This is a genomic window from Qipengyuania sp. Mu-71, from assembly GCF_036867055.1.
Classification (GTDB): Bacteria; Pseudomonadota; Alphaproteobacteria; order Sphingomonadales; family Sphingomonadaceae; genus Qipengyuania; species Qipengyuania profunda.
The window spans coordinates 1873883-1897331 of sequence record NZ_JBAJHR010000001.1; the positions used below are offsets into that span (position 1 = coordinate 1873883).

General features: G+C 66.0%; 20 protein-coding genes and 1 tRNA gene. All 21 read right to left on the reverse strand.

The window, feature by feature from the left end; translation table 11 throughout:
• Nucleotides 1-3: 3 nt before the first annotated feature.
• A tRNA-Ala gene (locus V6B15_RS09320) sits at nucleotides 4-79 on the reverse strand.
• An 85-nt stretch (nucleotides 80-164) separates the two neighbouring features.
• Complete coding sequence (locus V6B15_RS09325) at nucleotides 165-1061, reverse strand: hypothetical protein (RefSeq protein ID WP_334200921.1); 897 nt, start codon at nucleotides 1059-1061, stop codon at nucleotides 165-167.
• A 163-nt stretch (nucleotides 1062-1224) separates the two neighbouring features.
• Nucleotides 1225-1965, reverse strand: coding sequence for a Bax inhibitor-1/YccA family protein (locus V6B15_RS09330; protein WP_253518110.1), 741 nt, complete (start codon nucleotides 1963-1965; stop codon nucleotides 1225-1227).
• A 132-nt stretch (nucleotides 1966-2097) separates the two neighbouring features.
• Nucleotides 2098-2601 carry a YbjN domain-containing protein gene (locus tag V6B15_RS09335; RefSeq protein WP_334200922.1) on the reverse strand — a complete coding sequence of 168 codons (504 nt, stop codon included), beginning with the start codon at nucleotides 2599-2601 and terminating at the stop codon, nucleotides 2098-2100.
• 150 nt (nucleotides 2602-2751) lie between these two features.
• Complete coding sequence (locus tag V6B15_RS09340) at nucleotides 2752-4356, reverse strand: tetratricopeptide repeat protein (protein ID WP_334200923.1); 1605 nt, start codon at nucleotides 4354-4356, stop codon at nucleotides 2752-2754.
• 49 nt (nucleotides 4357-4405) lie between these two features.
• Nucleotides 4406-6208 carry a cell division protein FtsZ gene (gene ftsZ / locus V6B15_RS09345; protein ID WP_334200924.1) on the reverse strand — a complete coding sequence of 601 codons (1803 nt, stop codon included), beginning with the start codon at nucleotides 6206-6208 and terminating at the stop codon, nucleotides 4406-4408.
• 135 nt (nucleotides 6209-6343) lie between these two features.
• Nucleotides 6344-7630, reverse strand: a complete 1287-nt coding sequence (gene ftsA, locus V6B15_RS09350; protein ID WP_334200925.1) for a cell division protein FtsA — start codon at nucleotides 7628-7630, stop codon at nucleotides 6344-6346.
• Complete coding sequence (locus tag V6B15_RS09355; RefSeq protein WP_334200926.1) at nucleotides 7630-8538, reverse strand: cell division protein FtsQ/DivIB; 909 nt, start codon at nucleotides 8536-8538, stop codon at nucleotides 7630-7632. Before V6B15_RS09355 ends, ftsA begins: the two co-directional genes overlap by 1 nt.
• Nucleotides 8531-9505, reverse strand: a complete 975-nt coding sequence (locus V6B15_RS09360) for a D-alanine--D-alanine ligase (protein WP_334200927.1) — start codon at nucleotides 9503-9505, stop codon at nucleotides 8531-8533. The genes V6B15_RS09355 and V6B15_RS09360 overlap by 8 nt, the downstream gene beginning before the upstream one ends.
• Before the next feature lie 9 nt (nucleotides 9506-9514).
• Entirely contained in the window at nucleotides 9515-10444 is a 930-nt protein-coding gene (gene murB, locus V6B15_RS09365) for a UDP-N-acetylmuramate dehydrogenase (RefSeq protein ID WP_334201352.1), read from the reverse strand.
• Between the two features lie 44 nt (nucleotides 10445-10488).
• Entirely contained in the window at nucleotides 10489-11913 is a 1425-nt protein-coding gene (murC, locus tag V6B15_RS09370; RefSeq protein WP_334200928.1) for a UDP-N-acetylmuramate--L-alanine ligase, read from the reverse strand.
• Nucleotides 11910-13106, reverse strand: a complete 1197-nt coding sequence (gene murG, locus V6B15_RS09375; RefSeq protein ID WP_334200929.1) for an undecaprenyldiphospho-muramoylpentapeptide beta-N-acetylglucosaminyltransferase — start codon at nucleotides 13104-13106, stop codon at nucleotides 11910-11912. Before murG ends, murC begins: the two co-directional genes overlap by 4 nt.
• Entirely contained in the window at nucleotides 13103-14359 is a 1257-nt protein-coding gene (locus tag V6B15_RS09380) for an FtsW/RodA/SpoVE family cell cycle protein (RefSeq protein WP_442969022.1), read from the reverse strand. The genes murG and V6B15_RS09380 overlap by 4 nt, the downstream gene beginning before the upstream one ends.
• Before the next feature lie 5 nt (nucleotides 14360-14364).
• The gene (murD, locus tag V6B15_RS09385) at nucleotides 14365-15672 is read right to left on the reverse strand and encodes a UDP-N-acetylmuramoyl-L-alanine--D-glutamate ligase (RefSeq protein WP_334200931.1); all 1308 of its coding nucleotides are present in this window, start codon (nucleotides 15670-15672) and stop codon (nucleotides 14365-14367) included.
• Nucleotides 15669-16739: a phospho-N-acetylmuramoyl-pentapeptide-transferase gene (mraY, locus tag V6B15_RS09390; protein ID WP_253518155.1), complete on the reverse strand. Its 1071-nt coding sequence runs from the start codon at nucleotides 16737-16739 to the stop codon at nucleotides 15669-15671. The genes murD and mraY overlap by 4 nt, the downstream gene beginning before the upstream one ends.
• A gap of 18 nt (nucleotides 16740-16757) precedes the next feature.
• Nucleotides 16758-18224, reverse strand: a complete 1467-nt coding sequence (locus V6B15_RS09395; protein ID WP_334200932.1) for a UDP-N-acetylmuramoyl-tripeptide--D-alanyl-D-alanine ligase — start codon at nucleotides 18222-18224, stop codon at nucleotides 16758-16760.
• Nucleotides 18221-19693 carry a UDP-N-acetylmuramoyl-L-alanyl-D-glutamate--2,6-diaminopimelate ligase gene (locus tag V6B15_RS09400; protein ID WP_334200933.1) on the reverse strand — a complete coding sequence of 491 codons (1473 nt, stop codon included), beginning with the start codon at nucleotides 19691-19693 and terminating at the stop codon, nucleotides 18221-18223. The genes V6B15_RS09395 and V6B15_RS09400 overlap by 4 nt, the downstream gene beginning before the upstream one ends.
• Nucleotides 19690-21393 carry a peptidoglycan D,D-transpeptidase FtsI family protein gene (locus tag V6B15_RS09405; RefSeq protein WP_320182134.1) on the reverse strand — a complete coding sequence of 568 codons (1704 nt, stop codon included), beginning with the start codon at nucleotides 21391-21393 and terminating at the stop codon, nucleotides 19690-19692. Before V6B15_RS09405 ends, V6B15_RS09400 begins: the two co-directional genes overlap by 4 nt.
• 65 nt (nucleotides 21394-21458) lie before the next feature.
• Nucleotides 21459-21965, reverse strand: a complete 507-nt coding sequence (locus V6B15_RS09410) for a hypothetical protein (protein WP_334200934.1) — start codon at nucleotides 21963-21965, stop codon at nucleotides 21459-21461.
• Nucleotides 21965-22903 (reverse strand): 16S rRNA (cytosine(1402)-N(4))-methyltransferase RsmH, encoded by a 939-nt coding sequence (rsmH, locus tag V6B15_RS09415; protein WP_334200935.1) that lies wholly within the window; start codon nucleotides 22901-22903, stop codon nucleotides 21965-21967. The genes V6B15_RS09410 and rsmH overlap by 1 nt, the downstream gene beginning before the upstream one ends.
• Entirely contained in the window at nucleotides 22900-23325 is a 426-nt protein-coding gene (locus V6B15_RS09420) for a division/cell wall cluster transcriptional repressor MraZ (RefSeq protein ID WP_334200936.1), read from the reverse strand. Before V6B15_RS09420 ends, rsmH begins: the two co-directional genes overlap by 4 nt.
• Nucleotides 23326-23449: the final 124 nt, after the last annotated feature.

The window sequence follows — 23449 nt, forward strand, 5'->3', positions numbered from 1 at the left end:
ACCTGGTGGAGCCGAGCGGGATCGAACCGCTGACCTCGTCATTGCGAACGACGCGCTCTCCCAACTGAGCTACGGCCCCGTTCCAGGTTTGCGGCGCACCGACAAGCGTGATGCGCGGCGCGCCACCAAGCGAATGGCGGCGCGCCTGAAAAGCACCAATCTGCCTAGTTCTGCGAGTTGTCGTCCCCGTCGCCGCTGTTGGGGATCGGCTGGACGACGGGCACCGAGGCGCGCGTTTCATCGACCGGCACGATCGGGATTTTCGCTCCGGTATCGGGGTCGATGACCTTGGTTTCCTGCAGGGGGGTCGCGCTCAGCGATGCGGGATCGGCACCCGGCTGCGGCGTCTGGAACGGACGTGCGTTCTGGACCGCGACATAGCCCGGCTGCGAATCTCCATAGCGATCGCCATAGCGGGCATCCCATGCGGAGGATTCGCGCTGGTACTGCTCATAGGCGACGAAGAACCGTTCGAACGGCCCTTCGAGAGCGGAGAAATTCGCCAGTGCGAAGCCGGCCGGATCGACTTTTTCGGAAGCCAGATATTGCTGCGAGATGCCCAGCGCGGTGCGGCAGAAGTCCGACCGTGCGGGCGGCAGCGCGAAGTAGTTGTAGACCATCGTCATCTGGCTCTCGCGCGCCATGATGGCGGGCCGGCCCCGGCCGTATTCCTGCCGGTACTCGGCATCGATGCGGTCATTCACCTGCTTCAGCGGACGGGCGTGATCCTTGATGTAGCTGCTGTAGGCATCGAGGATCGGCTGGTATTGCGGGTCGAGGCAATTGAGCGCGGCGACGTTCCAGGCCGAGCGGAAGTGCCAGACCTTCTCGTCGTCCGAAATGCCGAGGTTGACCGTTTCGCGCAGCCCCAGCGAATTCACCGGCGGGATGGCCATGGCATAGGATGCCTGGCCCGGCGGCAGGGGGCGATACGGCACCGCTTCGACCGCCGGGGGCGGCGGTGGCGGTGGCGGTGGTGGCGGCGCGGCGCAGGCCCCCAAGACGGCGAACCCGGCAGCCGCGGCTGCCATGCGAATGGTGATGTTTGAACCGCGACTCATAGCGCGTGGCACTCCTCGATAAATCTGGCATTCATCCTGCGCTGCCGTCCCTTGACGGAGGATGAAGACGCGCTTCCTAGCCCTCGCCGCATACAAAGAAAATGCCCGAGGCGTTGGTTACGCCCCGGGCACGTTCAAACGATTCCTGTGTGCGACGAGTGGTTTACTCGCGGCTGCCCATGAAGCGCAGCAGGAACAGGAACATGTTGATGAAGTCGAGATACAGGCTCAGCGCGCCCATGATCACGGCCTTGCCGGCGAATTCGGTACCGCGCAGGTACTGATATTCGCGCTTGAGCCGCTGCGTATCGTAGGCGGTGAGGCCTGCAAAGATCAGAACGCCGATGAAGCTGACGGCCAGCGCCAGCGTGCTCGACTGCAGGAACATGTTGATGACCATCGCGATCAGCAGGCCGATGACGCCCATCACCAGGAAGGTACCCATACCCGACAGGTCCTTCTTCGTGGTGTAGCCGAACAGGCTGAGACCGGCGAAGGCACCCGCGGTGGCGAAGAACGTCGCGGCGATGCTTTCACCCGTATAGACGAGGAAGATCGTCGAGAGCGACAAGCCCATGACGGTGGCGAATGCCCAGAACATCAGCTGCAGCGTCGCCTGGCTAAACTTGTTCACGCCGAAGCTCATCGCGAAAACGAAGGCGAGCGGCGCGAGCGCGACGATCCACATCAGTGGACCGCTGGCGAAAGTCAGCGCCAGCCCGCTGCGGGCAGTCAGCAGCGCGACCAGGCCGGTCAGCAACACGCCCGAAGCCATGTAGTTGTAAATCTTGAGCATGTGGGCGCGCAGGCCCGCATCGAAGGTTTCCTGCCTGGCAACGGCGTCGCCAGCGCGCGGCACCGAGCCGAAGCCCTGCCTCTGGTCGGTGTCGTTCCAATTGGCCATGTTTATGCAACTCCTTTTGACGGCGCGGTCATACGCGCCGCTCGTGAGGGGAATATCGGCACTTTACCGCTCGATTTCAAGCGAAACCGGAATTTGTAAGGCTAACGTGGTTTAACCCAATGCGGGGGGGTCTCAGGCCTCGCCGACGGCGTCCACCATCGCGGCCTCGAGCGCTTCGCTCGGGGTGCGCCCGCCCCACAGCACGAACTGGAACGCCGGGTAAAAGCGATCGCATTCGTCGACCGCGATTTCGACCAGCGCTTGCGCCTGGCCCAGGCTGAGCATCCCGTCGTCGCCCAGAATGGTGGCATTGCGATAGAGCAGGACGCCGCCATTCGACCAGATCTCGAAATGGCCAAGCCACATCTGTTCGTTGATCATGCTGACAAGCTCATACGCGGGGGGCCGCTTGTCCTTGGCAATACGGGTATCGGGCAGGCACAGGATCTGCAGCACCATGTCTTCCGGACGCCAGATGCCGCGCAACTGGTACTTGGTCCAGCTCCCCTGGATCTCGCCGCTCATTTCCGTAGCGGTCGATTCGCACGGCCAGCCACGCGCTTCGAACAGGGCTACCAGCAGGTCGAGCGGCGCAGCGTCCTCTTCGACCTCGTAGCGATCTTCTGATGGTCTCATCGGAGCTGTTCCATGCGCGTCATGACTTGCTGGATGCAGAAACGCGGGGCCGCTTGGCAATGCATGCACGCCTCGACGCTGGGGAGAACCGTTAAGGGTTGTGCAAAGCTTGTGAACAAAACCGCCGCGCGCGTTAACCTTTGCGCGGGTTTACAGCTTTTCGATCACTTCGCCCTCGGCGCTGGTGAAGGTGAAACAGTCCACGCCCAATTCCTTGAGTTCCTTGACCATTTCGCGCGCCTTGGCGGCGCTGTCATAGGGGCCGGACAGCAGCCGGTTGGCCTCGACCCAGGGGGTGACGAACGGCCCCTTGCCGTCGAGCTTGCCCTCCGCCTTGCGCGAAATCCGGCGCCAGTCGAACTTGAGCGCCGAAACGTCCTTGCCCGTCGCCACCTGCACCCAGTGCCGTGCCGGATGGGCCGGAGGCGGCGGCGGCTTGGGTTCTTCGCGCTCGCGCGGGATGGCGATGCGCGTGATATCCACCGCGCCGCTGGCCGAAGGCGTCGGCGTGCCGGGCGCCAGCGTGAAACCGTCGAAGGCATCCGCGACCGATGCGGGCTGCGGCTCGGGCTCCGGTTGGGTGGTCACGGGCGCCGGTGGCGGTGGCGGTGGCAGGACTGTCGTTCCCATCGGAACCGACGGCGGTGGGTCTGCGCGCGCTATGACCACCGGGGCAATGCCCGGCTGCGGCGCGGGTTCCGGTTCGGTAAGCGTTGTCGTGAGCGAAGGTGCAGGGCTCGGCGCAGAGATCGTTGAAGGGGCCGGAGAAGACGAGGGGACATCACCTGGTGCTGGAGCCGCAACCGATGCGCCGGCGCTCGCCCCTGCGCTCGTAGCCCTGCTGCCCGTCAGATCGGGACGACGCCGAGCCTGGCGAGAGCGCGGATCGGCGGCGGTGGGCGAAGGCGTGGAGGCCTGCCGGACAGGCGGCGGCCCGGCACGCGCGATCTGCACCGCATCGCCCGCATACCCGGCAATCCCGGCATCGTCCGTGCCGATGCTGGCGGTGCGCGGGAAGACGCCCAGATTGCCCGCTGCCGCCTGCTGCGCCTTGGTCAGCCGCGGCATATATTCGAAATAGGCCGCCATGCGCCCGCCGATCCCTGCTGGGAGCATGGTGTTGGCGATGTCCTTCGCCTCGCGCGCGTCACCCAGGATCGCCAGGCCGAAAGCCCGGGTACGGAAGGCGGCGACATCGCGCTGTTGCAGCAAGGGAAGCAAGGCACCTTCGAAGCCCTCCCGATCGCCCGAAATTGCCAGGCTCAAGGCGAGGCGGCGGGTCGCTTCGGGACCGGCCCCATTGGCCAGCGCGAGCCGGTACAATTGCTGCGCGCTGGCGGAATCGCCGACGAGGTCGAAAGCCAGCCCGCGATACTCGGCCATCCGCGCATTGGCGACACCCGCCTGTTCGGCTTCCGCGAACAAGCGCAGCGCCTCGACCGGACGGCGCGAGCGGGTATAGGCCTTGGCGAGCCCCATCTTGCTGCGCGAATTGCCCGGCGACAGCTCATTGGCGCGGCCGAAAAAGCCGATTGCCGCGTCGATATCACCCAGTTCCAGCGCCGCTTCACCCGCATCGAGCAGCGCGGTGACATCGAGCGAATTGCGCGCCAGCCGCGACAGCGCATCACCCAGCCGACGCTCGCCTTCGGCGGGCAATGGCTGCACGATCTCGCGCTGGGCCGAGACACGCTCGGCCTGCGCTGCCAGAGCCAGCAACGCCACGGCAGCAGCAAGTCGCCCGGTCGAAATCATGTCCTGTCCCTCGCCGCGCGGGCGTTAACCCGCGCTGACGCGGCCTTGTCTACTGGTTGTTCTGGCGTCCGAGGAAGCGCGGGATGTTGAGGCCGCCACTGCTGCCGCCATCATCGTCTTCGTCTTCGTCATCCGCGCCTTCGGGATTGCTGGCCCCGCGCGAGAGATTGGCCATCCGTTCGAACAGCGTATTCCCGGGCAGCGAGCCAGAGCCCGCCCCGCCGCCGGAACCCGAACCGCTGCGCGCCGGCTGTTCGTCGGCAGCGCCTTCGCCCGGGAACAGCGGTTGCTTGCGCCCCGGCTTGGTCGCGAGCGGGCTTCCCGCGTCACGCTGGTCGTCGCCGAGTTCGAATTCGTCCTGCGATCCGCCTTCGGTTTCGCGCATTTCGCCCGACAGGTCGAGCGGGGGGCGGTCTTCGTTCCAACCATCCTTCGCCGGCGTGCCGCCGAATTCGCGATCATCGGCAGGCGCGGGTACGCCCTCGTCATCGTCGCCTTCGAAGCGTTCGGTATGTTCGTTGCGCAGGCCTGCGAGCGGATCGACGATGCCGTCGACATCGTTATAGCCTTCCTCGTCATCCTCGTCGAACGATCCGGAAGTTGCCGGCGAGAGGCCGAAGCCCTGGCCGACATCCTCTTCTTCGGCTTCGTCGGCTTCGTCGGTGAGATCGAACGCATCCGCCTCTGCCGCGATCGGCTCCGGTTCGGGAGTGGACTGCGGCTGGTAGGACGGCTGTTCGGGCTCGGGATCGGCCGAAAGGCCTTCGTTGAGTTCGAACGGCTCTTCCTCGGCCACGTTGTCGCTCGGAAGGTCGAGCACCGGACGCCGCGGCGCGCTGCTTTCGCGCATCGAGAACGCCCGCGCGGGCGCTGCTGCGACCGAACCGTCGGGTTCGATCCCGGTGGCGACGACCGACACGCGGATCTTGCCGTCGAGGTCGGGATTGAAGGCCGAACCCCAGATGATGTTCGCGTCTTCGTCGACCAGCTCGCGGATATGGTTCGCCGCTTCGTCGACTTCGAGCAGCTTCATGTCTTCGCCGCCGATGATCGAGATGATGACGCCCTTGGCGCCGGCCATCGACACGCCGTCGAGCAGCGGGTTGGCGATGGCGCGTTCGGCGGCTTCGAGTGCGCGGTTGTCGCCTTCGCCCTCGCCGGTGCCCATCATCGCCTTGCCCATTTCGCTCATCACCGAGCGGACATCGGCAAAGTCGAGGTTGATCAGGCCGGGCATGACCATCAAGTCGGTGATCGAACGCACGCCCTGCTGGAGGACCTCGTCCGCCAGCATGAAGGCTTCCTTGAAGGTCGTTTCCGCCTTGGCGACCAGGAACAGGTTCTGGTTGGGGATGACGATCAGCGTATCGACATGCTTCTGCAGTTCGTCGATGCCCGCTTCGGCAGCGCGCATCCGGCGCGTGCCTTCGAACAGGAACGGCTTGGTGACCACGCCGACGGTCAGCACGCCGCGCTTGCGCGCCGCTTCGGCAATAACCGGGGCCGCACCGGTGCCGGTGCCGCCGCCCATGCCTGCCGCGATGAACACCATGTTCACCCCGTCGAGCGAATCCTCGATTTCCTCGACCGTTTCCTCGGCCGCGGCCTTGCCCACTTCGGGGCGCGCGCCTGCGCCAAGTCCGCCGGTAATGTCGGGGCCGAGCTGGATGCGTTTTTCGGAGGGCGACGTACTCAGCGCCTGGGCATCGGTATTGGCGACGATGAAGTCGACGCCCTCGATCTCTGCCTGCATCATGTTGGCGATGGCGTTGCCGCCCGCACCACCGACACCGACGACCATGATCTTGGGACGAAGATCGTCGTCTGATGCCGGTCCGATATTGATACTCATCAAGAGTCCCCTGGGTATTCGAAAAGTCGCTTGCTGGCTTTATGTCACAACTTTGGCACAAAGCGAATCGCACATCGAAGTCATGATTGCCTTATCCACAAGGCCTAAAGGCGTGTTTGCGCGGCGGTTCAACCCTCAGAAATACTCGCGCACCGCGAGTAAGACACGGTTGATCAGACCCATGCCGCGATAACGCTTGGTGGGCTGGTAGCGCGGACCCACCGAACGGATGTCGACCGGGTCGTCCGACGCATACAGACACAGGCCCGCGAGCGTGGCGAAGCCGGGCGTGGCATGCGCTTCGGGCAGGCCCTGCAACACGGGCGGTTTGCCGATCCGCACCGGGCGGCCGAGCGCGCCCTGCATGAATTCGGCGATCCCGTGCAGTTCCGCCCCGCCGCCGGTGAGCACGACTTGCCCGCCCTGCGCGCCGGAGAAGCCCATCGCCTTGAGCGCCTTGCCCACTTCGGCAGTGGTGATGCCCAGCCGATCGGTAACGATCGAAACGAGTTCGGCACGGGCGATGCGATTGTGCTCGTCCGCGCCGCGGGCCAGCCGTCCGCCGGGTTCTTCGCCGGGGCCATTGACGGGGATCATCTCGCGGTGGTCGGTCGGCGTCGCGATGGCCGACCCCGACACGCATTTGAGCCGTTCGGCCTGGCTGCGGCGAATGCCGAGCGAGGAGGCGATTGCATCGGTAATGTCGTTCGACCCGATCGGGATCGATTTCAGCCCCAGCAGCATACCCGCCGCATGGACCGAGACATTGGTCACCTGCGCGCCGATTTCGACCAGCGCGACACCCAGGTCGCGTTCCTCGGCAGTGAGGCAGGCATAGGCCGCAGCCAGCGGGCTGGCGACCACGCCTTCGACATCGAGATGCGCGGTCTGCACCGCTTCGATCAAATTGCGGACGGGCGGACCTTCGGCCAGCGTCACATGGACATCGACCCCCAGCGCCTCGGCATGGAGACCCTTGGGATTGGCAACGCCATGCGCCCCGTCGAGCGTGTAATGCGCCGGCTGTGCATGCAGCACCATGCGTCCGTCGGGGTGCAGGTGGTCGCGCGCGGCATAGAGCAGGTGCTCGATGTCGTCTTCCTCGATCCGGCGCCCACCAATGGCGATCTCCACACTGGAAATCTTGCTCGACAGCCCCGCCCCCGCGCAGCCGATCCACACGCTCTGGATCGAGGTATTGGCATTCGCCTCGGCCTTTTCGATCGCGGTGCGGATCGCATGGCTGGCCGCGCGCATATCGGTGACATAGCCGCGCTTGATCCCGTCGCTGGCGCGGTGGCTCGAACCGAGCACGACCATCTCGCCGCCTTCGGCCTGGCCCATGATCATGGCCGAGACGCGGAACGACCCGATGTTCACGGCGCCGAAGACACGGGTGATGCGTGGCTGCTCGGAGGCCATTATTCGGCCTTCCCGTTGAGCGCCATCTGCTTGGGACACGGCCCGTCCGCGCAGCGCAGATAGGCGCGGTCGGGCACCCGCATGTCGATTGCAATGGGCTTGCCCCCGATGAGCCGGTGCATCCCGTCGAGCTGGGCAAATTTCACCAGCGCGGGCGCACCCAGATCGCCTTCGGGCAGCGCGAGCAACTGGCCGGTCTTGAAAGTCAGGTTCCAGCGCCGGTTGCCGACCCATTCGGCAGACGCAATCTGCGGCTTGAGCGCAGGGGCGGCATCGAGCAGCCGCCCGAGTTCCTCGACCTGCCGCGCGGCGCCAGGCCCTTCGATCAGCAATTTGCCTTCTGCATTCTTGGAGCTGATCGGTTCGAGTTCGTTGCCCCGCGGGTCGATGAGCACCAGCCGGTCGGGCTTGCGCAGCACCGCATGCGGCACGCGCTCGACGATATCGATCTTGAGCGTATCGGGTAGCTGGCGCGACACCCGCGCATCGGCGACCCACGGCAGGTCGAGCAGGCGCGCGCGGACCGCATCGAGTTCGACCAGCGGCATCGGGCGATCCTGTTCGGCCAGCACCCGCTCGTAAACCTGCTGTTCGTTCATCCGCTCGACGCCCGAGACGCGCACGCGGCTGACCTCGAACCCCGAGCGCGAGGCCGACTTGGCCAGTTCCGCCTTCGCCATTTCGGGCACACCGGCATAGCTCGTGATGGTCCAGGCGATACCCAGCCCCGCCGCGATGATCACGAACAGGAAGAACCTGTGCCACTGCTCCTCGGTGAAGGGCAGCGCGGCCATGGCGCGGTCGAACAGCCCGCTCGTATGCTTGCGTGCGGCATGCGCCTTCTGGCTGCGATTGCGCGCCGCCGCAGACCGGCGCACGCCGGTGGGTGAGCGTTTGACCTTAGCCATCCTTGCCCCCGGAGCGGGCGGCGTGATCGCGCAGCGCCGCCGCCACGATCAGCTCGCACAGCGTCGCATATTCGATCCCGGCGTAACGGGCCTGTTCGGGCACGAGGCTGAGCGGGGTCATCCCCGGCTGGGTGTTGGTTTCGAGCACGAACAGCCCGTCCTCGCCCTGGTCCTCGTCCCAGCGGAAATCGGTCCGGCTGGTCCCGCGGCATCCGAGCACCTTATGCGCGGTCAGCGTATATTCGAGGCACAGTTCGGCGATCCGCGCCGGGATCTCCGCCGGGCAGATATGATCGGTCATGCCATCGGTATATTTGGCGTCGAAATCGTAGAACCCGCTCTTGGGCTTCAGTTCGGTGACCGCCAGCGCGCGCGGGCCCTCGGCGAAATCGACCACTGCCGCGGTCAGCTCGCGGCCCTTGATATAGGGTTCGGCAAGCAGTTCGGCGAAGTCCTGCCACGGCCCCTTGGCATCGGCCGCGATGGGATTGCCGTAATTGCCTTCGTCGGTGACGATGGCCACGCCGACCGAACTGCCTTCATTGACCGGCTTGAGCACATAGGGGCGCGGGATCGGATCGCGCTGGTAAAGGTCCGCGCTCTTGACGATCCGCCCGCCGGGCATGGGGATGCCGCGCGGCACCAGCGCCTGCTTGGTCAGCTGCTTGTCGATCGCGACGACCGAGGTGGCGAGGCCCGAATGCGTATAGGGCACGCCCATCAGGTCGAGCATGCCCTGCACGGTGCCGTCTTCGCCGGGCACGCCATGCAGCGCATTGAACACGACATCGGGCGCGGCCTCAGCGATACGCGCGGCGACCTGGCGGTCCATGTCGATCCGCGTCACGCGGTGCCCGCGCTCTTCCAGCGCGGTGGCAATGCCTTCGCCCGACATCAGCGACACCGGGCGCTCATTGGCCCAGCCGCCCATCAGGACGACGATATGCAATTTGGGGAGATCGGTCATTGTCGGTCCTTAGGGGCGCCCCACACGCTGGATTTCCCATTCGAGTTCGACACCCGAATGTTCGTAGACGCGGCGTTTCACTTCTTCGCCCAGCCCTTCGATATCGGCGCTGGTGGCATTATCGACATTGAGCAGGAAATTGGTGTGCTTCTCGCTCACCTGCGCGCCGCCCATGCGCAGGCCGCGGCAACCTGCGGCATCGACCAGTTCCCACGCCTTCCTGCCCGGCGGGTTCTTGAAGGTCGATCCGCCGGTCTTGGTGCGCAAGGGCTGCGAGTTTTCACGCGCTTCGCCGATGGCATCCATCTTCGCACCGATTGCGGCAGGATCGCCCGGCTTGCCCTGAAAGCGCGCCGAAATCACCACCGCGCCATCGGGCAGTGCCGAATGGCGATAGGTATATTGCAGGTCCGCGACGGGCAGCGTGAGGCACTGGCCACCGGGCATGACCACGGTGCAATCGATGAGTACGTCACTGACTTCGCGGTCGTAGGCGCCGCCGTTCATGCGCACGAAACCGCCGACCGTGCCGGGGATACCGCGCATGAATTCGAGCCCTGCCACGCCGGCATCGCGCGCCGCGCTGGCAACAAGGATGCCATGCGCACCCGCGCCGCAATCGACCACGCATGCGTCTTCGTCGATCGCCACATCGGCGAAGGGCTTGCCCAGCTTGACCACGACGCCCGGCACGCCGCCGTCGCGAACAATCAGGTTCGAGCCAAGTCCCAGCGCCATCACCGGCAGATTGCCCTCGAGCCGCTGGAGGAATTCCTTGAGGTCTTCTGCGTCGGCGGGCTCGAACAGCCAGTCGGCCTTGCCCCCGGCCTTGAACCAGACGAGCTTGGCGAGCGGCGCATCGGGAGTCAGCTTGCCGCGCAGGCCCTGCGTGTCGATCGGCGCTGCCACTCCGCCCTCGACTTCGCAATCGGGGGCCATGCCGCTGTCGCGGTTCCACACATCGTCCGGCTGTTCGCCCGCGCTCATGCGGTACTCGCTTTCGCAATGCCATTGGCGAGGCCCGCCGCCCATTGGGTGATATCGCCCGCGCCGAGACACACGACCAGATCGCCCGGTTGCAGATCGGCCGCCAGCTTTTCGGCCAGGTCTTCCTCGTCTGCGACCGTCTGCGCGGCGCGGTGGCCGCGTGCCTTGAGCCCGGCGACCAGCGCCTCGGCATCGACCCCCTCGATGGGATCCTCGCCCGCGGCATAGACCGGCGTCACATAGACCTCGTCGGCCTCGTTGAAGCAGCTCTGGAAGTCTTCCATCAGATCGCGCAGCCGGGTGTAGCGATGCGGCTGGACAACCGCGACGACCCGGCCCTTGCCCGCGCTTTCGCGCGCGGCGGACAGTACCGCCCTGATTTCGACCGGGTGATGGCCGTAATCGTCAATGATCGTCGCCACACCGTCGCCGCTGGGCACTTCGCCCACTCGTGTAAAGCGCCGCCGGACCCCGCCGAACGCGGAAAAACCGTTGCAGATAACATCGTCGGGGCAGCCCATCTCGATCGCCACCGCAATCGCTGCCAGCGCGTTCTGGACATTGTGGCGGCCCGGCATCGGCAGGCGCACGCCCTCGATCCGGCGATCCTCCTGTCCGCGGCGACGCACAATGACATCGAAGACATTGCCGCCCGCATCCGGCTGGATGTTCACGCCGCAGATGTCCGCCTGCAGGTTGAAGCCATAGGTCACGACATTGCGGTCGCGCACCTTGCCGATCACCGCCTGCACTTCGGGGTGATCGATGCACAGGATAGCCGCGCCATAGAAGGGCACGTTGTGGATGAACTCGACGAAGGCGTCCTTCACCCCGTCGAAATCGCCGTAATGGTCGAGATGCTCGGGATCGATATTGGTGACCACCGCGATGGTCCCGTCGAGCCGCAGGAAGCTACCGTCGCTCTCGTCCGCCTCGACCACCATCCATTCGCTGTCGCCGAGGCGCGCGTTCGAACTGTATTGCTCGATGATCCCGCCATTGATCACGGTGGGGTCGATATTGCCCGCATCCAGCAGCGCGGCGATCATGCTAGTGGTGGTGGTCTTGCCGTGCGTACCGGCCACGGCAACGGTGGATTTCAGCCGCATCAGTTCGGCGAGCATTTCCGCGCGGCGCACAACGGGAATGCGGTTTTCCAGCGCGTAGGCGACTTCGGGATTGGTCCGCTTCACCGCGGTCGAGGTGACGACGACCGCCGCGCTTTCGACATTTTCGGGGGCGTGGCCGATCGCCACTTCGATCCCGCGCTGGCGCAGCCGTTCGACGGTCGCGCTGTCCTTTACGTCGGAACCCTGAACCGCATATCCGAGATTGTTCATCACTTCGGCAATACCGGACATGCCGATGCCGCCGATGCCGACGAAATGCACGGTGCCGATATCGGTGGGGACGCCCCTCATTCCGCAGCCTCCCGCACCGCACCCTGGCCGGCGGGCACACCCTGCGAGGACCCGCGCGCATTGTTGCCGCCAACGCGGATGACATCCATCAGCTCCGCCCCGCCGAAGCTTTCGACGAGATCGGCCAGGTCCTCGACCGCGTTGGGCCGTCCGCAATTCCACGCGGCGTGCGCGGCCTTGGCGAGGCCCTGCGGATTTTCCGCCAGCACCTTGATCTGCTTGGCCAGTTCCTTGCCGGTGAAACGCTCCTGCCGGATCATCCGCGCGCCGCCCGATTTTGCCAGTTCGCGCGCATTGGCGGCCTGGTGGTCGTCGGTCGCGATCGGCAACGGGATCAGGATTGCAGGGCGACCGACCGCAGTCAGCTCGGCAATGGTAGATGCGCCCGCGCGCCCGATGAACAGATGCGCATCGGCAAGACGAGCGGCCATGTCCTCGAAATAGGTCGCCAGTTCGGCGGGAATGCCATGCGTGCGATAGCGTTCGCGGACCGCGTCGAGATCCTCGGGGCGGCACTGCTGCGTCACCTGCAGCTGCTGGCGCAGCGCAGGCGGGAGCATGGAAAGACCGTCGGGCACCACTTCGGACAGTACCCGCGCGCCCTGGCTGCCGCCGGTGACGAGCACCCGCAGCAGGCCGTCTTCGGTAAAGGGAGGGAACGGTTCGTCGCGCAGGCTGAGCACGCCCGCGCGCACCGGATTGCCGACAAGGTGGACCTTCGCGGCGTGTTTCGCATCGAGCCGCTCGACTTCGGGATAGGCGGTGGCGACGGCGTCCACCCGTCCGGCGAACAGGCGATTGACCCGGCCGAGCACGGCGTTCTGCTCGTGTACGACGGTGGGCACGCCGGCGCTGGTGGCAGCGAGGATCGCGGGCAGCGAGGGGTAGCCGCCAAAGCCAACCACCGCGCTGGGCTGGAAACTGTCGAACAGCCGCAGCGCCATGCGCCGCCCTTCCCATACCGCCTTGAGGCCCTTGAACCAGCTGAGCGGGTTCTTGCCGAACCGGCCTGCGGGAATGACATGCGCGGGCAGGAAATCGGGCTTGCCGGGGATTTCGGCACCGCGCTTGTCGGTGATCAGCGCGACATGATGACCGCGCCTGTGGAGCTCGGCCGCGAGCGCGAAGGCGGGCAGCAAATGCCCGCCGGTGCCCCCGGCAGCGAGGACGAAATGGCGGCTGGCGCCGGTCATGGGTGAATCTCCCGGCGTGCGGAACCCGTAGTGTCTTTCATCGGGGCCGTCTGCCCGAAGCCGAGCCTGTCGCCAAGTCCAATGGTCCGGCTTTTCAGGAACGGATTGCGCCGGGTGATCGCCAGCATCAGCCCGACATTGAGGCAAATGGCGATGGTCGAAGAGCCGCCATAGCTGACCAGCGGCAGCGTCATCCCCTTGGACGGAAACAGCTGCAGATTGACCAGGATATTGATGAACGCCTGCCCGCCGAGCAGGGCGATCAGCCCCGCGCCGGCCAGCAATGCGAACAGGTCTTCCTCGTCGATCAGGCGCATCAACACGCGCACGACGATGGCGAGATAGAGCAGCACAATCATGCCGCAGACGATCAGGCCGAATTCCTCGCCGATGACGCTGAAGATATAATCGGTATGCGCCTCGGGCAGGCTCATCTTGCGGATGCCGAGGCCATAGCCCGCGCCCGTCCACCCGCCCGCCAGCAGCGTGCGGCTGGCGAGGTCGACCTGGTCGAAAGCGGTCCCGCCGCCGAGGAAGGCGTCGATCCGGTGGCGCGCATTGTCATAGAGGAAATAGGTCGCGGTCAGGCCGATGATGCAGCCGCCGACCACGCCGCCCAGCCGCTTCACATTGACCCCCGAGAGCACCACCATCACGAACCACACGCCGCCGAACAGGATCGTGCTGCCCAGATTGGGCTGCATCATCATCAGCACCGCAATGAGCGCGAGATAGGCGGTGGCGATGCCTAGCACCGGCAGGTTGGGATCCCGCATACGCCACGAGAGGATCCACGCCATGGCAATGGCGAAACCGGGCTTGAGGAATTCCGACGGCTGGAACTGCATGCCCAGATTGATCCAGCGCCGCGCGCCGTTGATCTCGACCCCGATCAGCGGGACGAGGAACAACAGTCCGGTCATCACCGCCGCCAGCACGATGGCGAGCCGCCGCGCATTCTCGCGCGTGAGCATCGATATGCCGAGCAAAGTCCCAATGGCGAGCACCTGCCAGGCGAGATGGCGGTAGAAGAAATACAGCGGGTCGAGCGTCTCGCTCGCGGTCGACAGGCGATCCGCGCTGGCGGGCGAGGCGGCAGCGACGGCGATGGTGCCGAAGCTCATCAGCAGCAGCACGAGCAGCAGCAGCACGCGGTCGATCTCACGCCACCAGATCTTGATTTCGGACCAGCGCGACAGCTTGCCCTTGGGCATATGCGCAGGCTGGCGCTTGCCTGGGACATAGGGCTGCATCGTGTTCATGCCAGCCGCTCCACCAGCGCGCGGAAATGGTCGCCGCGCTTCTCGAAGTCGGCATATTGGTCGAAGCTGGCGCAGGCGGGCGAGAGGAGGACCGTGTCACCCGGCGCAGCGTTTTTCGCAGCGCTGGCGACCGCATGGTCGAGCGTTTCGCATTGTTCGACCGGCACGCGGCCGTCGAGCAGCGCCGCGAAGTCCGGCCCGGCCTTGCCGATGGTATAGGCGGCTTTCACATGGCCCAACTCGGCCTCGCATTCGCCAAGTCCGGGTTCCTTGGCGAGCCCGCCGACGATCCAATGGATATTCTCGAACGCGGCCAGCGCGGGGGCCGAGGCAGCGGTATTGGTGCCCTTGCTGTCGTTGACATAGGCGACGCCGGAAACCTCGGCGACACGCTCCATACGGTGTGCAAGGCCGGGGTAGCTCTTGAGCCCGGAGCGGACCTGCTCGAGCGCGATCCCCAGGATGTCGCAGACTTCGATGGCCGCTGCCGCGTTCTCGCGATTGTGCGGTCCTTGCAGCGAAGGCCAGTCGGCTTGCTCGCTTGGTGCGATGCCCCGGTTCTGGAGCACATCTTCGAGAATGCTCGCAATCGAGCCTTCGGCAAACTGGCCCAGCACCCGCGCATCGGTAAACCGGGCGATGGAATTGTGGCCCCGCGTCTGCATTCCCAGCAGGCGCGACTTGCTGGCGGCATACTTGCTGAAATCCCCATCATACCGATCCAGATGATCGGGCGTGATGTTCAGCAGCACCGCCACGTCGCAGTCGAGCGAATAGGTCAGGTCGATCTGGTAACTCGACAGTTCGAGCACATAGACCCCGACGCCTTTGTCATTGGGGGCTAGCGGTTCCTGCTCGAGGATCGGCAGGCCGATATTGCCGCCCATGGTGGTCGGCACGCCCGCCTCTTTCAGGATGTGGTGGACCAGCGCCGTCGTGGTCGATTTGCCATTGGTGCCGGTGATGCCGACAACCTTGTGCGGCGGCAGGTCGGCCCGCGCCTGCGCGAAAAGTTCGATATCGCCGATGACCGGCACGCCGAAACTGTCGGCATGCGGCTTGATCGGATGCGTGTTGAGCGGCACGCCGGGGCTGACGACTACGCCCCCATAACCGGTAAGGTCCGCCTCCAGCGGGTCGCCAATAGCGCACCGCCCGGCAAAGGGTTCGCGCGCTTCGGCGCGGTCGTCCCACACCAGCACATCGGCGCCGCTCGCCAGCAGCGCCTCGACCGTCGCCCGGCCGGACCGCGCGAGGCCAAGCACCGCGTATTTTGTGTCCTTCCAGGCAGGTGAAGTGATCATCTTAGCTTGAGCGTCGCGAGCCCCAGGAGTGCCAGCACGATGGCCACGATCCAGAACCGGATCACGACCTTGCTCTCCGACCAGCCCAGCTGTTCGAAATGGTGGTGGATCGGTGCCATGCGGAACACCCGCCGTCCGGTCCGCTTGAACCAGACCACCTGGATGATCACGCTCAGCGCCTCGAACACGAACAGCCCGCCGACGATCGCGAGGACGATCTCGTGATGCGTCGCCACGGCAATTGCGCCCAGCGCGCCGCCCAGCGCAAGGCTGCCGGTATCGCCCATGAAGACCGCCGCGGGCGGGGCGTTGAACCACAGGAAGGCGAGACCCGCGCCCATGATCGCCGCGCAAAAGATCGCCAGTTCGCCTGCGCCCTCGACATGGGGAATGCCGAGATAGGTCGAGAAGTCGACCCGCCCGACGAGATAGGCGATCAGCGCGAAGGTCCCCGCGGCGATGATGACCGGCATGGTCGCTAGCCCGTCGAGCCCATCGGTGAGGTTCACCGCATTGCCCGCACCGACGATGACGATCGCGGCGAAGGCGTAGTAGAAGACCCCCAGCTCAACCCCGAAGTCATTGACGAAGGGGACATAGACGAAGGTGTTGATCTGGCTGACGATGATATAGCTGGCGATACCCGCGACCGTGAATTCCATCAGCAGGCGGATGCGCGCCGAAACGCCCTTGTGGCTGGCCTTGGTGACCTTGTCGTAATCGTCGAGGAAACCGATCAGGCCAAAGCCCAGCGTCACGGCGAGACAGGCCCAGATGAACGGATTGCGCAAATCCATCCAGATCAGCACCGACAGCGTCAGGCTGATCAGGATCATCAGCCCGCCCATGGTCGGCGTGCCCCGCTTGGCGAGGTGGGTCTGCGGCCCGTCCTCGCGGATCGGCTGGCCCTTGCCCTGGCGGATTCGCAGCATGGCGATGAAACGCGGGCCAATGACGAGGCCGATGACCAGCGCGGTCATCAGTGTCGCTCCGGCACGGAACGTCTGGTAGCGCACGAGGTTGAAAAAGCCTTCGAAATTCAACCATTCGGCGAGGATGTATAGCAAATCGGCCTCTCGTCGCGCCTAGCCGGCGCGGGTGAAATGATCCACGAGCCGGCCAAGTCCGACCGAGTTGGAGCCCTTGACCAGCACGGCGTCGCCCGCGACTACGCCGAAGTCCTCGAGCAACCCGATCGCCTCGTCGGCGGTATGGCAATGCGCCCAGGCGATGGGCTTGCCAAGGACGGAGCTTTCCGGTTTCCCCAGTTCGCGCGCCAGGGCGAGCATCTCGTCGCCGACCAGCAACGCATAGTCGACATCGGCGGCGAGGATGGGTTCGGACAGCGCGGCATGGAACTGCGGACCGAAATCGCCCAGCTCCTTCATCGCGCCCAGAACGGCGATGCGGCGACCCGAGGGCGTCTGCCCGAGCTGCGCGAGGGTGGCGCGCATGCTGGCGGGATTGGCATTGTAGCTTTCGTCGATCAGCAGCGCCTTGCCGCCGGGAACGTCGATCCCGTGGCGCGCGCCGCGTCCCTTGAGCCCGCCCATTTCGGCCAGCGCGAGACCGGCAGCGGCCATATCGCCGCCCGCAGCCCGCACCGCTGCCATCACGGCGAGCGAGTTGACCACCCAGTGATCGCCGGGCTCGGCGACGGTGTAGCACAGTCGCCCTTCGGGAAATTCGCAAGTCACGAGGCTGCCGCCGTTGGCGCTGGGGATCGCATCGAGCAAGCGGACATCGGCGAAGCGTGCCCGGCCGAAGCTGACGACGTTCGCCCCTGCCCGCAGCGCGGCCAGCTTGAGCGGTTCGTAATGATCGCTGTCCGCGGGGATCACCGCGGTCCCGCCCGGTTCGAGACCAGCGAAAATTTCGGCCTTGGCGGCGGCGATCGCCGCCATGCTGCCGAGGTTCTCGATATGCGCCGGGGCGATGGTCGTGATGACCGCGACATGTGGGCGGACCTGCGTGGTCAGTTCCGCGATCTCGCCGGCATGGTTCATGCCCATTTCGAACACGCCGAACCGGCTGCGCGCAGGCATCCGCGCCAGGCTGAGCGGGACGCCGACATGGTTGTTGTAACTGCGCGTGGAGCGATGCGCCGCGCCGCGGCTGGCGCGTTCGAGACTGGCAAAGATCGCTTCCTTGACGCCCGTCTTGCCGACCGATCCGGTCACGCCGATGATGGTCGCCTCGACCCGGCTGCGCGCAGCACGCGCCAGCGCCTGCAGCGCCTTGGTGGTGTCGTCGACGAGGATATGCGGCCAGTCGACCGGCCGGTCGACGATCGCCCCCGCTGCGCCATTGGCGAAGGCGGTGCCGAGGAAGCGGTGGCCGTCCATCGCCTCGCCCTTGAGCGCGACGAACAGGTCGCCATTTACGACGTCGCGGCTGTCCATCTCGACGCCCGCGACCTGGAAATCATGACTGGCAGTGCCGCCCACGGCCTCGGCAATGCTGCGCGCGTCCCACAGCGTCAGCGGCAGGCGGTCGCGCGGGTCGGCGGGCCATTCGACATAGGCCGGATGGCGCAGGATTGCCGCGCTCATGCATCACCTCTGGCGATCTGCGCGGCGCATTCGCGCGCGACCTCTACGTCGTCGAAGGGTAACACCCGCATGTTCTCTCCCGATCCGATGATCTGACCCGTTTCATGTCCCTTGCCGGCGATCAGGACGATGTCCTGCGCACCCGCTTCGGCAATGGCTGCGAGAATGGCTTCGCGACGCCCGCCTATTTCGCGCGCCTGCGGCGCACCTGCAAGCACCTGGCGGCGGATTTCCGCAGGATCTTCGCCCCGCGGATTGTCGTCGGTAACCATGACGAGGTCGCTCGCCTTGGCCGCCGCCTCGCCCATCGGCGCACGCTTGCCATGGTCGCGGTCACCGCCCGCGCCGAAAACGGTGATAAGCCGCCCGCTGACATGCGGGCGCAGCGCCGCGATGGCCGCTTCAAGCGCGTCGGGTGTATGCGCATAATCGATGTAAACCGGCGCCCCCGAGGGCGCGATCACCGCCCGCTCGAGCCGCCCGCGGACCGGCTGGAGCCGCGCGACCGCATCCCAGACCAGTCCGGCGTCGCTGCCGGTGGCAAGCGCCAGCCCGGCGGCGGTCAGCGCATTGGAAACCTGGTAGGCGCCGATCAGCGGCAGGTTGATCGTCCGGCTTTGCCCCGCATGCTCGACCGTCAGCGACTGGCCCAGCTGGGTCGGTTCGCGGCGGGTCAGGCGAATGGCATCGCCCTGCTCGCCGACGGTCATCACCGCAAGACCGCGCCGTGCCGCATGGTCGACCACGCGCGCATTCCAGCCGCAATCGCCCGCGCCCATCCAGATCACTGCCGTCGCGCCGTCCGAAACGACTTCGTCGAACAGCCGCATCTTGGCGGCGAAATAGTCTTCCATGTCGGCATGGTAGTCGAGGTGGTCGCGGCTGAAATTGGTGAAGCCCGCAGCCTCGACGGGCACGCCTTCGTTGCGAAATTGCGAGAGGCCGTGGCTCGACGCTTCATAGGCGACATGCGTCACGCCTTCGCGCGCCAGCCCGGCGAGGTTCGACAGGAAGGTGACGATGTCGGGTGTGGTCAGCCCGGTGGAAACGCTTTCGTCGGGCGTGGTGACGCCCAGCGTGCCGATGCTCGCCGCGCGCTCGCCCGCCATGCGCCAGATCTGGCGCGTCATTTCGACGGTGGAGGTTTTCCCATTGGTGCCCGTGACCGCAACGATATGGTCGGGCACAGGGGTAAAGAACCGTGCTGCCAGCGCGGCGAAGGCCCGGCGCGGCGTATCGTCGGCGATGTGAATAGCGCCTTCCACCGTCGCTTCGGGCCGCGCGACCACCGCTACCGCACCGCTCTCGATCGCGGCGGGGATGAAATCCTCGCCATTGACCTGCGCACCCTGGAAAGCGCCGAACACGGTGCCCGGTGCAACCTTGCGATTATCGATGGCAAAGCCGGTCACCATAACGTCGGCATCGCAAGCGATCCCTGCCGCGGTGCAGAGCTTGGCCAGCTTCACTTGTTCGCCTCCGGGATCAGCGGCTTGATATCCGAAATGTCGACGTCGCGCGTATCGTCCGGGCGCACGCCGATCAACGGACCGATGCGCGGGACCAGCCGGCCGACGATCGGCGCCGCGTTCCATGCGGCAGTGCGCTGGTAGGAGCTGGCCAGCGTCCCGCGCGGCTCGTCGAGCATGGCGATCACGACATAGCGCGGGCGGTCCATCGGGAAGGCGGCGGCGAAGGTCGAAACCAGCGCGGTCTTGCGGTAACCGGCGCTGCCGCCCGGCTTTTCGGCCGAACCGGTCTTGCCGCCGACGCGGTAGCCCGGGGCATCGGCATTCTTGCCGGTGCCATAAACGGCGATCGCGCGCAGTAGCTGGCGCATCCGGCTCGAGGTCGACGCCTTGAACACGCGGCGGCCCTTGGGTGCTTCACCCGGGCCGAGCTTCTTGAGCGTCGCGGGGCGCCAGATGCCGCCATTGACCATCGCCGCATAGGCGCTGGCAAGGTGCAGCGGCGTGACCGCGATACCGTGGCCATAGCCGACCGTCATCGAGCGCAGCCGCGGCCATTTCTCGCCCGGCCAGATCGGGAAGCCCTTGGCGGGCAGTTCGATATAGGGCCGCTCGTTCATGCCGAGGTCCATCATCGTGCGGCGCATGCGGTCGGGGCCGAGTTCGTCGACCAGCCGCGCTGTGACCGTGTTGGACGAGTGGATCAGCGCCTCGACCGCGTTGAGATCGGCGCCCAGATCGTGGCTGTCCTTGATGCTGAACCGCCCGACCTTGACCGGGCTGGCGTCCCAGCGCTTGCCCAGATTGCGGACGACGCCGGCATCGATCGCGGCCGCAACCGACAGCGGCTTGAAAGTCGAACCCAGTTCATAGACCTGGTTGGTGACGCGGTTGAACATCAGCTTTTCGCCGCGCGCATCGATCTTGTTGGGATCGAATTCGGGGAGCGATGCCAGCGCCAGCACTTCGCCGGTGTCGACATCGAGTACGATGCCCGCGCCGCCCTGCGCCTGGACCAGCTTCATCCCGCGGCGCAGCTCGTCCTCGAGCGCGCCCTGCACGCGGGAATCGATCGACAGCGCAATCGGTGTGCCACGGGTCGAAGGGTTGGACAGGTGATCGTTGAGCACCTGCTCCATGCCGACCCGGCCATTGCCGTCTGCAGCGACATAGCCGAGCACATGCGCGGCCATCGAACCCTGCGGATAGTGGCGGTCGTTTTCCATCGGCATCTCGAGCGCGAGTTCGCCGATTTCCTGCACCCGGTTGGCTTCCTCGGGCAGCACGCGGCGGCGGATATAGCCCTGCTTGCCCGCGGCGAATTGCGCAGCAACGGCCTTTTCGTCGAGATCGGGGAAGATCGCTTTCAGCTTGCCGATGACCGTCGCGGGATCGCGCACCAGCGGCGCCCCGTCTTCGCCCAATGCTTCCGGGTTGAACCACAGCGCATAGGCGGGAAAGGCGCGCGCCAGCGGCACGCCATTGCGATCGGTAATCTCGCCGCGCGGCGGCAGCAGCGCTTCTTCAAGCGAGGTGCCGCGCAGGCCATCGTCGGACATGCCAAGATAGCCGATCCGGACAAGCGCGAGCAGCGCGACAAAGGCAAAGCTAAGCGCAATCCACAAGACCCGCCAACGGGCAAGCGTCAGCGATTGCTGGCGGATGGTGACGAGCTGGACGCGGCCCGAAGCCACCGCCATGCTCACCGCCCCCTGCCCGCTCCTGCTGCCCGCGGCGATGGCGGGGCCGAAGCCGGAAAAGGCGTTCACTGGCTCACCTCGGCAACCGCGGCCATGCCGACCGCGGGGCTCGCCAGCCGTTCGGCGAGGCCGCTGGCGGCGGCAAGCTCGCGGCGTTCGGGCCGGGCGGCGCTGTCCGTGCCCTCGTCATCCTCGATCCACTCGGCGAACAGGCTTTCGCTTTCGGGCGCGGGCCGGTTGAGCGCCACGCGCACCGGGTCCGGCGCGTCGATCCCGCGCGGCGTCCCGAGCACGGCGAGCTGGCGTTCGCTTTCGAGATATTGGTCGGCGCGCGGCGCGGCATAGCCAAATTCGACGGCATTCCAGTCGGACAGCTGCTGCTGGCTGGCGCGGGTCTCGAATTCGGTGTCGAGCATGAGCTTGGCCTGCTGCGCGGCAATGATCTGGCGTTCGGCGAGGCGCACGTCGCTTTTCACCGCGTTGACCTTAAAGGTCAGCGCGAGCAGCAGCGCAAAGCAGATGCCCAGCACCAGTGCCCAGCCGATCTGGCGGATGCGCGAGCCCCCGACCATCACGCGGCTTCCCGCGCCGGTGTGGCGGTACGCGTGGCATGGCGCAGCACGGACGAGCGCGAGCGCGGATTGCGCGCGATTTCGGCTTCGCCGGGCTTGATCGCCTTGCTGACACTGGAAAAGACCGGATCATCCTGCGCCGCCAAGGGGACATGACGCGAGGCACTCGGGGTTGAGGACGCCTCGCGCAGGAAGCGCTTGACGATCCGGTCTTCGAGGCTGTGGAAGCTGACCACCGCGAGGCGGCCCCCTTCGCGCAGCAAATGCTCGGCCGCCGACAGGCCATGGGCCAGTTCGTCGAGTTCGCCGTTCACATGAATCCTGACCGCCTGGAAGGTCCGCGTGGCGGGGTCCTTCTTGTCATGCGGCTTGTAGCCGAGCGCCTTGCGCACGACCCGCGCCAGCGCGCCGGTCGTTTCCAGCGGACGCGCAGCAACGATTGCCCGCGCGACGCGGCGCGACTGGCGCTCCTCGCCATAGAGATAGAGCACGTCGGCGATCGCTTTTTCGTCCGCCGAATTGAGGAAATCGGCCGCGCTTTCGCCGTCCTGGCTCATGCGCATGTCGAGCGGCCCATCGGCCGAAAAGGCAAAGCCGCGCTCCGCCTGGTCGAGTTGCATCGAGGAGACGCCGATATCCATCACCACCCCATCGACCCGCGCGACGCCTGCCGACGTCATCATGTCAAGCATTTCGGAGAAGCGATGCGGGTGGAGAACAAGGCGCGGCGGGCTCTCGCCCGTTTCGTCCCAGCTGCGACCCGAAGCGATGGCATCGGGATCGCGGTCGAAGGCATGCACGGTGGCGCCGCGCTCGAGCAGCGCGCGCGTATAGCCGCCCGCCCCGAAGGTCGCGTCGACGATCACGTCGCCCGGCTGCGGATCGAGCGCGTCGATCACCTCGTCGAGGAGCACGGGAATATGCGGCGCGGCGCTCATTTGCCCTTCGCCTTCGCATCGGCGAGGAAGCTTTCGCAGGCCGCCTTCGCGCCCGCCCAATCGTCGCCCATCTGGGCGAGTTCACCCGGGTTCCACAGCGTGAAGAACCGGCCACCGCCCTGGAAGTAGAGCCCGTCCTCGATCTTGCCGAGCATCCGCAGATGGTCGGGCATGACGAAGCGACCGCTGTCGTCGAACGGCATTTCCTGGAAGCCGAAAAGCTGGCTGGAGCGCGTATCGCGGTCGAATTCCTTGCCCAGGCGGACGGCGAGTTCTTCCTCGCGGTCGAGCTGGGCTTCGAGTTCGGGTTTGCGCGAGAGGCCGAAGCCGACGAGGCAGTTCCAGCTGGGGTGCTTCATCAGGCACAGCACGCGGCCATCGCTGCTGTCCTTCACCGCCTTGCGAAACAGGGGCGGAAGCACAAAGCGGCCCTTATCGCCTGCTGGCGAATAGGCCTGACCGCTGTACCCTCCGAACGACACTGTCTCCAAACCCCAATACCGGTTTAATTTGCCTCCTCACCGGGCAAAACCTTCCTCCCTCGCC